The organism is Mesorhizobium sp. WSM4815, from assembly GCF_055811575.1.
On record NZ_JBVVQS010000090.1, the window covers coordinates 70,821 to 82,967 of the forward strand.

The 12,147-nt window shown below is 63.2% G+C and carries 12 protein-coding genes; 6 read left to right on the forward strand and 6 right to left on the reverse strand.

Annotated elements, in window-relative coordinates:
* The first annotated feature begins 10 nt into the window (after positions 1-10).
* From AC0L2B_RS12795 to AC0L2B_RS12810, 4 genes are all read left to right on the forward strand, one after another.
* Positions 11-1,681 (forward strand): nitrite/sulfite reductase, encoded by a 1,671-nt coding sequence (locus tag AC0L2B_RS12795; protein ID WP_128171071.1) that lies wholly within the window; start codon positions 11-13, stop codon positions 1,679-1,681.
* Positions 1,656-2,420: a phosphoadenylyl-sulfate reductase gene (locus tag AC0L2B_RS12800; protein WP_128171072.1), complete on the forward strand. Its 765-nt coding sequence runs from the start codon at positions 1,656-1,658 to the stop codon at positions 2,418-2,420. Before AC0L2B_RS12795 ends, AC0L2B_RS12800 begins: the two co-directional genes overlap by 26 nt.
* A 167-nt stretch (positions 2,421-2,587) precedes the next feature.
* Complete coding sequence (locus AC0L2B_RS12805; protein ID WP_023797427.1) at positions 2,588-3,124, forward strand: DUF934 domain-containing protein; 537 nt, start codon at positions 2,588-2,590, stop codon at positions 3,122-3,124.
* A gap of 135 nt (positions 3,125-3,259) precedes the next feature.
* A complete protein-coding gene (locus tag AC0L2B_RS12810) occupies positions 3,260-3,880 on the forward strand; it encodes a DJ-1/PfpI family protein (protein ID WP_027153074.1) in 621 nt (206 codons plus the stop codon).
* A gap of 76 nt (positions 3,881-3,956) precedes the next feature.
* On the opposite strand, the gene AC0L2B_RS12815 is transcribed toward AC0L2B_RS12810, so the two are convergent.
* Both AC0L2B_RS12815 and AC0L2B_RS12820 read right to left on the reverse strand, forming a co-directional pair.
* On the reverse strand, positions 3,957-4,979 hold the full coding sequence (locus AC0L2B_RS12815; RefSeq protein ID WP_128171074.1) for a fatty acid desaturase: 1,023 nt from the start codon (positions 4,977-4,979) through the stop codon (positions 3,957-3,959).
* Between the two features lie 134 nt (positions 4,980-5,113).
* Entirely contained in the window at positions 5,114-5,347 is a 234-nt protein-coding gene (locus AC0L2B_RS12820; protein WP_023797430.1) for a hypothetical protein, read from the reverse strand.
* Between the two features lie 238 nt (positions 5,348-5,585).
* Between AC0L2B_RS12820 and grpE the strand changes: the two genes are divergently transcribed.
* Entirely contained in the window at positions 5,586-6,221 is a 636-nt protein-coding gene (gene grpE, locus AC0L2B_RS12825; RefSeq protein WP_473745591.1) for a nucleotide exchange factor GrpE, read from the forward strand.
* A 110-nt stretch (positions 6,222-6,331) separates the two neighbouring features.
* Positions 6,332-6,964 carry a trimeric intracellular cation channel family protein gene (locus AC0L2B_RS12830; RefSeq protein ID WP_023797432.1) on the forward strand — a complete coding sequence of 211 codons (633 nt, stop codon included), beginning with the start codon at positions 6,332-6,334 and terminating at the stop codon, positions 6,962-6,964.
* A 93-nt stretch (positions 6,965-7,057) separates the two neighbouring features.
* On the opposite strand, the gene olsB is transcribed toward AC0L2B_RS12830, so the two are convergent.
* The 4 genes from olsB to lspA form a co-directional block, all read right to left on the reverse strand.
* Complete coding sequence (gene olsB / locus AC0L2B_RS12835; protein ID WP_167366477.1) at positions 7,058-7,933, reverse strand: l-ornithine N(alpha)-acyltransferase; 876 nt, start codon at positions 7,931-7,933, stop codon at positions 7,058-7,060.
* A 177-nt stretch (positions 7,934-8,110) separates the two neighbouring features.
* Positions 8,111-10,399, reverse strand: coding sequence for a response regulator (locus tag AC0L2B_RS12840; RefSeq protein ID WP_473745593.1), 2,289 nt, complete (start codon positions 10,397-10,399; stop codon positions 8,111-8,113).
* A gap of 192 nt (positions 10,400-10,591) precedes the next feature.
* The gene (gene acuI / locus AC0L2B_RS12845) at positions 10,592-11,581 is read right to left on the reverse strand and encodes an acrylyl-CoA reductase (NADPH) (protein WP_473745594.1); all 990 of its coding nucleotides are present in this window, start codon (positions 11,579-11,581) and stop codon (positions 10,592-10,594) included.
* A 53-nt stretch (positions 11,582-11,634) separates the two neighbouring features.
* Positions 11,635-12,147 carry a signal peptidase II gene (gene lspA / locus AC0L2B_RS12850; protein ID WP_473745595.1) on the reverse strand — a complete coding sequence of 171 codons (513 nt, stop codon included), beginning with the start codon at positions 12,145-12,147 and terminating at the stop codon, positions 11,635-11,637.

Sequence of the window (12,147 nt, forward strand, 5' to 3'; positions counted from 1 at the left end):
AAGACCAGACATGTACCGTTACGATGAGTTCGATCACGATTTCGTCCAGGCCCGCGTCGCCGAGTTCAGCGATCAGGTCGCGCGGCGGCTTGCCGGCGAGATCACCGAGGATCAGTTCCGGCCGCTGCGGCTGATGAATGGCGTCTACCTGCAGTTGCACGCCTACATGCTGCGCATCGCGGTGCCTTACGGCACGCTGAACAGCAAGCAGTTGCGCATGCTTGGCCACATCGCCCGCAAATACGACAAGGGCTACGGCCATTTCACGACGCGCCAGAACATCCAGTTCAACTGGCCGGCGCTGTCGGACATTCCAGCGATCCTGGCCGATCTGGCGAGCGTCGAGATGCACGCCATCCAGACCAGCGGCAACTGCATCCGCAACGTCACCGCCGACCACTTTGCCGGTGCCGCCGCCGACGAGGTGGCCGATCCGCGTCCTTATGCGGAAATCCTGCGCCAATGGTCGTCCGTGCATCCGGAATTCTCGTTCCTGCCGAGAAAATTCAAGATCGCGGTGACCGGTGCCGAGCGCGACCGCGCCGCCATCCAGACGCATGACATCGGCCTGCATTTGAAGAAGAACGCTGCCGGCGAACTCGGTTTCGCCGTCTATGTCGGCGGCGGCCAGGGCCGTACGCCGATGATCGCCAAGAAGATCCGCGACTTCCTGCCCGAGGCCGACCTTCTGTCCTATTGCACGGCGATCCTGCGCGTTTACAACCTCTACGGCCGCCGCGACAACAAATACAAGGCGCGCATCAAGATCCTCGTCCACGAGACCGGCGTCGAGGAGATCACCCGCCAGGTCGAGGCCGAATGGCAGGAGCTGAAGGATGCGGATTTAAAGCTGCCAGAAGCCGACATCCGCGCCATCGATGCCTATTTCGCACCACCGGCGCTGGCCGAACGGCCGGAAGGCGACGAGGCCGTCAAGCTCGCCCGCCTCGATTCGAAGAGCTTTTCGGAATGGCTCGACCAGAACGTGGTGACACACCGTCACCCCGATTATGCCGCCGTGACCATCTCGCTCAAGGGCATTGGCGAAGCGCCGGGCGATGCCTCCGACAGCCAGATGGAAGCGGTCGCCGACCTTGCCGAAAAATATGCTTTCGACGAGCTGCGCGTCAGCCATGAGCAGAACCTGATCCTGCCGCATGTCGCGCGGGCCGACCTCAAGGCGGTCTATGACGCGCTGGTCGACATCGGACTGGCGACCGCCAATTCCAACCTGATATCAGACATCATCTCGTGCCCGGGCCTCGACTATTGCGCGCTGGCCACGGCGCGCTCGATTCCGGTGGCGCAGGAAATCTCGCGTCGTTTCGCTTCGCTCGAGCGGCAGCGCGAGATCGGCGAACTGAAGCTGAAGATTTCCGGCTGCATCAATGCCTGCGGCCATCACCATGTCGGCCATATCGGCATCCTCGGCGTCGAGAAGAAGGGCGCCGAACTCTACCAGGTCACGCTCGGCGGCTCGGCCGACGAGAACACCTCGGTCGGCGAGATCATCGGCCGCGGCTTCAGCTCGGCAGAGATCACCGACGCCATCGAGCAGATCGTCGAGACCTATCTCGGCCTCCGGCTCGACAGAAACGAAAAATTCATCGACGCCTACCGCCGTGTCGGTCCCGCGCCGTTCAAGGAGGCGCTCTATGCTGGCGAAGCCAAGGCCGCTTGATCGTATCGTCGACGTCGAGGCCGGTATCGCCGCCGAAGCGGCGGGACTCGATGCGCTTTATGGTCATCTGAAGCCGCTGGAGATCATCGAGCGGTCGGCCCGGGAATTCTTTCACGGTGAAATCGCCGCAGTTTCGTCGTTCGGGGCGGATTCTGCAGTGCTTCTGCACATGATCGCCAAGATCGACCGGACGCTGCCGGTCATCTTCCTCGACACCGGCAAGCACTTCGAGGAGACGCTCGGCTATCGCGACGCGCTGGTTGCCGATTTCGGGCTGACCGATATCAGGGTGATCACGCCCGAAGAAGCGGCGCTCGAACGGATCGATCCGGCCGGTAATCTGAACGAAACCGACACCGACGCCTGCTGCGGTGTCCGCAAGGTCGAGCCGCTGGCGCGCGGCGTCGAGCCGTTCCGCGCCTGGTTCACCGGCCGCAAGCGTTTTCAGGCGACGACGCGGGCATCTCTGCCGGTGTTCGAGGCGGTCGGCTCGCGCATTCGCATCAATCCGCTGGCGCATTGGACGACATCAGACCAGGCTAACTATATGCGCGCGCATGCGCTGCGTGAGAATCCGCTGGTCGCCTATGGCTATCTCTCGATAGGCTGCTTCCCGTGCACGCAGCCGGTGCAGCCGGGCGAGGATGCACGCAGCGGCCGCTGGGTGGGGCACGCCAAGACAGAGTGCGGCATCCATTTATCGGGGCTGGAGAAGTCGCTGACCGACGCATCGCTTTAGGGTATGTCGATATTCAGGTGAGGCTGGCCTGCGAATGGCGGCACGTACCCAAAGTACGCTCCGCTCCGGTTCTCGGAAGCCACCATTCTCGGCTCGGCCTGTCCTGAATCTCAACACACCCTCGAGCGTTTTCAACTTTAGAATTTTGGGGACTTGGGAATTTCTCGATGAGTGAATCGATAGTGAAAAACGCCACCCGCCTCTGGACCCCGACAGGTTTTAGCGAGGACGAGTGGAGCCATGCCGAGAGCGCCGACGCACTGTCCGGCAATGGCCGCTTCATCCTGCCGCTGCAGGTGTTTCTCGACCTCGATCCGGCGGTGCGCCGGTCGGCGAAGGAGCGCCTCGGCGTGCTGCTTCAGCCCGGCGATCAGCTCGAAAAGATCGCGGACCTGCTCGACCAGATATCGCTGGTGGCGCTGGCCTTCCCGGCTTTCAGTGACGGCCGCTCCTTCTCCAAGGGCGAACTGCTGCGCAGCCGCTACCGTTTCGAGGGCGCGGTCCGCGCCACCGGACAGGTTCTGGTCGACCAGCTTCCGCATATGCTGCGCCTCGGCTTCGACGAGTTCGAAGTATCAAATCCAGTGTTGCTGAAACGGCTCGAGGAAGGCCGCACCGGCGGTCTGCCGCTGTCCTACCAGCCGACCGTGAAGCCGGAGGCCAAAGGCCCCAAATATTCCTGGCGGCGGGTGCGCACCGGTTGATCTCCCCACCGAGCAAGTCGCATCTGGTCGGACCACTTTGCCGATTCAATCTTTTATTTTCGGCATCCGCTCCTTAAGATACGGCCTATTATCTCGCGATCCGAAATAAATTCGCCACCAAGGGAGGAACCGGGAATGGCTGGTAAGAAGATATTGATGCTCGTTGGCGAGTTCAGCGAGGAATACGAGATTTTCGTCTTTGAACAGGCCATGCATGCGGTCGGCCACACCGTGCATGTCGTGTGTCCCGACAAGAAGGCAGGCGATATCCTGAAGACGTCGCTGCACGACTTCGAGGGTCACCAGACCTATACGGAAAAGCTCGGCCACGACTACATCCTCAACAAGACGTTTTCCGAGGTCAATCCGGCTGAATACGATGCCGTCTATGCGGCAGGCGGGCGCGGGCCGGAATATATCCGCATCGACAAGCGCGTGCAGGCGCTGGTGCGGCATTTCCACGAGACCGGCAAGCCGATCTTCACCATTTGCCACGGCGCCCAGATCCTGATGGCGGTCGACGGCGTGCTGCGTGGCAGGGAAGTCGCGGCGCTGCAGTATTGCGAGCCGGAAGTCACGCTCGCTGGCGGCACCTACATCGATGTCGCGCCGACCGGCGCCCATGTCGACGGCAATCTGGTGTCGGCCAAGGGCTGGCCGGGGCTGGCCGCCTTCATGCGCGAATGCCTGAAAGTGCTTGGCACCGAGATCCGCCACGGCGAGATCCTGATGCGCGACGAACGCCAGGCGGCTTGAGTCACACATTATAAAAGCCGCCGCACCTGTGGTGCGGCGGCTTTACAGCGCCGCGCGTTCGTTTTTGGGATGTGCTTTATGCAGTCATCCGCGCTTCGCGAAACGATACCAGCTTGCTGCGGCTCTCATCCCACAGCGCCAGCTTGACGCAGCGCAGGCTGTCGAGAAGCGTGACGCGGCCAATTTCGCGCAGTTCCGGATAGTCCCTCAGGACCTCCTGGAGCCGATAGCACGGCACCTTGGCGGAGAGGTGGTGCACGTGATGGACGCCGATATTGCCGGTGAACCAGTTCAGTACCGGCGGCAGGTCATAATAGGACGAGCCGTGCAGGGCCGCATGCTGGAACTCCCATTCGGAGTCCTTTGCCCACTCTGTCTCTTCGAACTGGTGCTGGACATAGAACAGCCAGATGCCGGCAGAACCGGCGAGAACGACGATGGGCAAATGGACGACCAGGAACGCTTCGAGACCGACGAACCAGACAAGGGCGGCGGCGGCGACCGCGATGGCCGCGTTGGTGGCCATCGACGACACCCAGGGCGTGAGGCCGCCTCGCATCATGCCGACTGGCAGTCTCTGTTCAAAGATGAAAAGCCAAATGGGGCCGAGGCCGAACATGACGAGCGGATGGCGGTAGAGGCGATAGGCAAGGCGGCCCCGCCAGGACATTTGCCGATATTCCGCGACAGTCAGCGTCCTGATGTCGCCCGTGCCGCGCTCATCGAGATTGCCGGCGCTGGCGTGATGGGTTGCGTGGGCACGCCGCCAGCAATCGTAAGGCGTCAAGGTCAGGATGCCCAGCCCGCGGCCGATCCAGTCGTCGGCGGTGCGATTGGCGAAGAACGAGCCGTGGCCGCAATCGTGCTGGATCATGAAGATCCGCACCAGAAAGCCGGCGGCCGGAAGGATGAGGATCAGACCCCACCAATGGCCATAGGCATAGGCAGCCGAGGACAGTGCCCACAGCGTGGCAAAGGGGATGAGGGTGATGGCAAGTTCGACGGCGCTGCGCCGCCTGTCGGGTTTCTTGTAGCGCGCCAGGATCTTCAACCAGGCACGCTTGCTGTTCGCTACAGCTTCGGGGGAAATCATGTTCATCAGGAAGCATAGACGGACCATTTCGTCGCCGCAAGCCAGGCATCACGCAAAGTTACTGCGGGTAATTGTCGCGCGACGCGCAAGCTGCGGCAAAAGGCATGCCAATGGCGCGCAGCGACAGGCGTGTGTGTTGTCTATCGCCGGTTGCCACCGGCGGCTACGCTGCTTTCGATGCCGTCCAGGCGGTCAAGCAATTCCCTGAAACGATCGGGAATGTCGTTCTCCGTCCGGAACGCCGGCAACGCGCGCAGAAAGTGCATCGTTGCCTCGGTGCCGAACTGGCGCCTGATGCCGGCCGCCAGCCTTTCACGTCTTTCGTCATCGTTAGGGGCGCCATTCTTACGGTCGCCGTCGTTGCGGGTCGCCATCTCAAAATCCTGTGTCGGTTTCGAAACTCTTCCACCAGACGAATGGTTCCCCTATCGCAGCATCTTGGCAAGCAAAGCCGGTGGTTACAGTAAAATTTGAATTAATATCGAAAGGTCTCCATGATGCGTCGTCAAAAGCGCGAGCGGCCTGTCCAGTATCGCTTGCCCCTTGATTTTTGGCCGCCAAACCTCGATATCGGGCACAAAATCCACATCATTTGAATGACGGGAAACGGCGATGAGCGACCAGGCAAAAGACGAACGCGCGCCCGATGAAGCCGAGACGGCCGGGGCTGCCACCGAACACACGCAAGGCAGCGCCGACGGCGACTATGAAGCGCTTGTGCGGCTGCTGAAGGAAAACGACGAGTTGAAGGACCGCGCGCTCCGCGTCGCAGCCGAGATGGAGAATCTGCGCCGCCGTACCGCCCGTGACGTGCACGATGCACGCGCCTATGCGGTTGCCAATTTCGCCCGTGACATGCTGTCGGTATCGGACAATCTGCGCCGCGCACTGGATGCGATCCCGGCTGAGTCCAAGGCGTCAGGTGATGCCGGTTTGAAATCACTGATCGAGGGCGTCGAGCTCACCGAGCGCGCCATGCTATCGGCGCTCGAGCGGCACGGAGTGAAGAAGCTCGAGCCGGAAGGCGAGAAATTCGACCCGAATTTCCACCAGGCGATGTTCGAGGTGCCCAATCCGGAGGTGCCGGCCAACACGGTGGTCCAGGTCGTGCAGCCCGGCTATTCGATCGGCGAGCGGGTGCTGCGGCCGGCCATGGTCGGCGTTGCCAAGGGCGGTCCCAAGCATGTGGCTGGTGAAGCCTCGGTCGAGCCAGGGCCGGTGAACGAGCAAGCTGAGAAGGATGCGTAAGTTAGGGGAATAGGGCAGTAGGGGCAGTAGGGTAAAGGAGCCGTACCAATCGTACGGCTTCGTGCTATTCATACATCCCTATTCACCCGCTCTCCTACTCCGCTATGCCCTTGAACCCGATCGAGCTTCTCGACTATGCCGGTGTCGCCGTCTTCGCGGCGACCGGTGCGCTGGCCGCTTCGCGCAAGCAGCTCGACATCATCGGCTTTCTGTTCCTGGCCAGCGTCACCGGCATCGGCGGTGGCACGTTTCGTGACGTCATCCTCAATCTGCCGGTCTTCTGGGTTACCAACTCTGGCTATGTGCTGATCTGCGCGGTGGTGGCGATGCTTGTCTTTTTCGGGGCGCACCGTCTCGAATCCCGCTGGAAATTACTGCTCTGGCTCGACGCCGTCGGCCTCGCCGCGTTTTCGGTGATGGGTGCCGCCAAGGGCCTGGCCATCACCGGCTCGCCGGTCGTGTCCGTTGTTACCGGCGTGCTCACCGCCACGTTCGGCGGGATCTTGCGCGACCTGCTGGCCGGTGAGGCTTCGGTGCTCTTGAGACCAGAAATCTATGTCACCGCCGCCCTTGCGGGCGCCATCCTGTTTACAACAGGCGATCTCGCCGGACTGCCGCCGCTCGCCTCGGGCCTGGTGGGCTTCATAGCCGCTTTCTGCGTGCGTGGCGGCGCGCTTAAGTTCGGCTGGGCCTTTCCGTCCTACAAGAGCCGGCCCGGCCGGCGGCCGGAAGATATTCCGTGAAATGAGGGCGAGTAGCGAATAGGGACAACGATCCGCAGCGAATTGGCGGAACTCCCGCTACTCGCTACTCCCTATTCGCTATTCATTGGAATCTCAGGCGGCGAAGCGCTGGGCTTCCCCGCCATAATAGCTGACGTAGCGGGCGCCGATCTCCTTGACCGGCATCACCACGAACACGTCGACCGTCGAGAATTCGCGGTCGATGACGCAGCCGTCGCCGATGCGCGCGCCGACGCGCAGATAGCCCTTGACCAGCGGTGGCATCGCCGCGATCGCGGCCTTGGCGTTGACCGCCTCGATCGGCATCAAATCCATGGAACAGTAGCGGCCGGCGACGGCGCGCACGTCCCAGGCCGAATTCGTCCGGCAGTGATGGGCGAGATAGGTCAGCGCTTCGGCGTGTGCCGCCGGCACGGTGCCGGGGAACGAGGCGCAACCGGTCATCACGCCGATCCCATAATGGTTGATATAGGCCCAGATACCTTGCCAGAGCGCCTCGATGGTGCGCTTCGAGCGGTATTCCGGCAAGACGCAAGAGCGGCCGAGCTCGAGGAAACGCTGGCCGGGATGGCGGGCGATAAGATTGGTCAGCTCAAACTCGCCCTCGGAATAGAAGCCGCCGGCCGCTGCCGCGATCTCCTGCCGCAACAGGCGGTAGGTGCCGACAATGCGGCGATGCTCGGGACCGGACAGCGAGGTGTCGAAGACGAGCAGATGATCACAGAGCGGATCAAAATGGTCGGCGTCGCGGCGGTCCTGCACCTGAAACAGGGTTTTCCTGGCGCCGAGCTCGTCATAGAACACCCGGTAGCGCACTTCCTGCGCGGCGGCGATCTCGGCCTCGTTGCGTGCGAGCCGCACTTCGAGGTTGCCGATACGGCCAAGCGCTTCGCCTTTTATGACAGCATCGACGTTGCGCCCGGTGAGCAAAGCACCCCTGGCGTTCGGCCGAGCGTCACATTCCGGCATAACTGTATGCACGAGTGATTCTCCTTCGAGCCATCCCTCTTGGCACGGGGATACGGCGTAGGTGCAACAGGATTGTGACAGTACCGTGATACGGCCCTGCCGGCAATACTTCGTCGGCTGGTCAACCCTTCAACCGGCTATGTTCTGCAGGTAAGCCAGGCAAGGACAGCCGGCGGATCAAGCGGCCACGTGACCCTCGACCGCATGGACAAGCGCGTCGGGGTCGAGCGGCTTGGTGACGAAGCCGCTGGCGCCATGGGCGAGCACTGCGTGGCGGGTCGTTTCCTGACTGTCCGCCGACAGCACCATGATCGGAACCGGCGACACGGCGGTTTCCTCCTCGTGCCGGCGGATGGCGGCGATCGCGTCCAGCCCGTCCATGACAGGCATGTGCAGGTCCATCAGCACCACGTCGAAGCGGTACTTGTGGTCGGTGCCGGTGATGGCCTCGACGGCGGCCTTGCCGTTGCCGACCAGTTTCACGCGATGCCCGGCCTTTAGCAGCGTGGCACGGGCAAGCATGGCGTTGATGTCGTTATCCTCGGCGATCAGCACGGACAGGCCCCGCCGCCGGCCGCCAATGGCGCGGGCGGTTGGTGCGCCGCGCTTTTCCGGCTGCGGCTGGGTGAGGGCAGGCACGCTGCTGGTCAAAAGCACGCGAAGCAACGTTTCGCCACGCACCGGCCTTGCCAGAAAGGTGGCGTAGCCGCTGGCGCGGAACTCGCCCAGCATGCCGCGGTCGGTTGGCGCGATCAGTGTGATCGCCTCGCAATCGGCAAAGCCGCTCTGGCGAAGGCGCTTGAGCAACCTGCCGTCGCCTTCCTCCATGGCCGCATCGACCAAAAGCGCGTCGCAGCCTTCGGCGAAGGACGCTGCCTGGGCGGCGGTGGTGGCCAGATCGACCTTGCCGCCATTGGCGCGGATGGTGCGGGCGATGGCGTCGGCCTCGATGGCGTTCTTCGACAGGATCACGGCGCGCCGCCCTGACAGCGCATCCCGACGGCTCTGCGGCGGCTCGGTGGCCGATATTGCAGGGATTTCGAAGACGAATTCCGAACCCTGGTCGAGCTGGCTCGACACCGAGATCGTGCCGCCCATGGCGATCACCAGGCGCCTGGAGATGGCAAGACCGAGCCCGGCGCCGCCATGCGCGCGAGTCGACGTGCCGTCAGCCTGTTCGAATTCCTCGAAGATGCGCTCCAGGTCGTCCTCGTGCAGGCCGGGACCGGTGTCGGTGACGGTGAAGCATATGCGGTCGGTGGTTTCGGTGCGGGCACGAGCGATGCTCACCAACACGCCGCCGCTGTCGGTGAATTTGATGGCGTTGCCGATGAGGTTGAGCAGCACCTGCCTGACCCTTCCAGGATCGGCTGATATCATCTGCGGCACGTCGGGTTCGACATGGCAGCCAAGGCCGATGTTCTTGGCGAAGGCACGCGCCGCCAGGAGTTCTACGATGTTGTCGGCGATCTCGCGCACCGACATTGGCTGCGGTTCGGGATCGAAGCGGCCGGCCTCGATCTTGGAATAGTCGAGCAGGTCCTCGATCAGCGCCAGCAGCGCGCTGGCCGAGGTCGAGATGGCGCCGACATAGGTCCGTTGTTGAGGCGAGAGCCCGGTGTCCGCCAGCAGCTTGGCCATGCCCATGATGCCGTTCATCGGCGTGCGGATCTCGTGGCTGACGGTGGCGAGGAAGCGCGATTTGGCCTGGCTTGCATATTCGGCTCGCTCGCGGGCGGTGATCAGCGACGTTTCGGCGTGCTTGCGGGCGGTAATGTCGCGGGCGATGGCGCGATGCGAGACAGCGCCGCTCTCCTTGTCGCGCACGGACAGTTCGATCCATGAGAACCAGCGCGGGCCGCTCGGTGTTCTAATGGCGACGTCGGTGGAGCTCAGGCATTCATGGTCGGAAAAAGCGGCATCGGGAACGATGCCGACGTCGATGCCGAGGTCGGCCAGGGCCTTGCCGGCAAGGTCGCGCTGGTCGGCTCCGACAAGCTCGGCGAAAACCTTGTTGGCATAGACGATGTGGGCGTCACGGTCGCGATGGACGACGAGATCGCCAAGCGCGTCGATCAGCCCGCGAAAGCGTTCCTCGCTCTCCTGCATCTCCCACACGCGGTCGGCCAGGCTCTCAACCTCGGCGCGGCTGCGCGCTGCGGTCGCGCCAAGCAGCGCAACCGTGCGGCGCGCCGTGCGCCTGGCACGCAGATGCACGGAAAGGCCTGCCATGCCAGTCGCCAAAAGCCCGACGGTGATGAAGATCGGCGCGCCGGTCAGATGCGACAGGCCCGCCAGCACGACGATGGCGACGAGCATCAGGAACGGCAGGCCTTCGCGATTGGCGGCGGGCAATTCAGGCGCCAGTGGCGGCGCCGCGATATGCTGCCGGCTTGGCGCCTCCGGGCCGATCCCATCGACGTTTTCGGCGCTCTCTGTTTCTCTGATGCCGGATTCCGTGACCATGCGGAAACCCTTGCCAGACAGAGATTATGGAAAATTGCCGCGGATCGTTCGAATTTTAGCGGTCGCGCGGTTTTTGCCTCTCCGCGCCTGAAGCGCGTCGCGTTTGGCCGGCCTCATGCGAGGCGCTTCACCGCTGCACACCCTGGGTCATGCTTTTGCTCGACAAGCATAAAAAACCGGAGAAGGAAGAGCTCACATGTCCACCACCACGCGACCGCGGACCTTGCCCTCGACGATATCGTGCGCGGCGTCGATGATGCCATCGAAGCCAATGGTCGTGGACAGTTTGGCGAGCTTCTGGAGGTCGAGGTCCGTGCCGATGCGGCGCCACGCCTCCATGCGGACCGTTTTTGGCGCCATGACCGAATCGATGCCGAGCAGACAAACGCCGCGCAGGATGAACGGGGCGACGCTCGTCGGCAGATCCATGCCGCCGGCCAGGCCGCAGGCGGCGACGGCGCCGCCATAGGAGGTCATCGAAAGGACGTTGGCCAGGGTGTGACTGCCGACCGCGTCGACGCCGCCGGCCCAGCGTTCCTTGGCGAGCGGCTTTGCCGGCTGGGCAAGCTCGTCGCGCGAAATCACCTCCGAAGCACCCAGGCCGGTCAGGTAGGAACTTTCAGCGCTGCGGCCGGTCGAGGCGACGACGTGATAGCCGAGGCTGGACAGAATCGAAACCGCGACCGAGCCGACGCCGCCGGCCGCGCCCGTCACCACGACGGGGCCGCGTTCCGGCACGATGCCGTGCCGTTCCAGCGCGATAACGCAAAGCATGGCGGTGTAACCTGCCGTGCCGACCGCCATCGCATCATGCGGGCTCATGCCCTGGGGCAGCGGCACCAGCCAGTCGCCCTTGACACGGGCGCGCTCGGCATAGGCGCCAAAATGCGTCTCGCCGACGCCCCAGCCGTTCAATATGACCTTGTCCCCTGTGCGCCAGTCGGCATGGGAGGACGAGATGACGGTGCCGGCGAAATCAATGCCCGGCACCAGCGGCCAGCGGCGGATCACCGGCGCCTTGCCGGATATGGCGAGGCCGTCCTTGTAGTTCACCGTCGTCGCCTCGACGGCGACGGTGACATCGCCTTCCATTAGGTCGGCTTCGGTAAGGTCGGTGATCGCGACCGACTGCTTCTTCTCGGCGTCGCGCGAAACGAGGATGGCTTTGAAGGTTTCGGGCATGTCTTCTCCTCGGGCTTCTTGAATGGGACACTGTATGGCGGCAGAAGGCCAGGTCAATCGCTTGAGGGCTTGGCCTCACGCCGCCAACCAATGAGTTCGTCGAGGACGACCACCACCGCGCCGACTGCGATGAAGGCGTCGGCGAGGTTGAAGATGGCGAAGGACCATACCGGGGTGTGAAACAGGATGTAGTCGATCACGTGACCATAGGTAACGCGGTCGAACAGATTGCCGAGCGCGCCGCCGACGATCAGCGCAAAGCCGATGCGGGTAAGCACGTGGCCGGGCGGAGTGCGGGCCGCGAGATAGAGCACGAAAGCGACGACGAAAGCGGCGATGACCACCAGGCCGGTGTCACCGAAGGACGAAAACATCGAGAAGGCGATGCCGGTGTTGTAGGTGCGATACAATGCCAGGAACGGGACAAGATCGACCTTTTCCTGAAAAGGGAGGCCGGTCTCGACCAGATATTTCACCCACTGGTCGAGCGTCACCGCGGCGGCGACCAGCACGACGTAGGGCAACCAGGATTTTGCCGTTGGGGATTTCACCGTTCGGGATGTCAC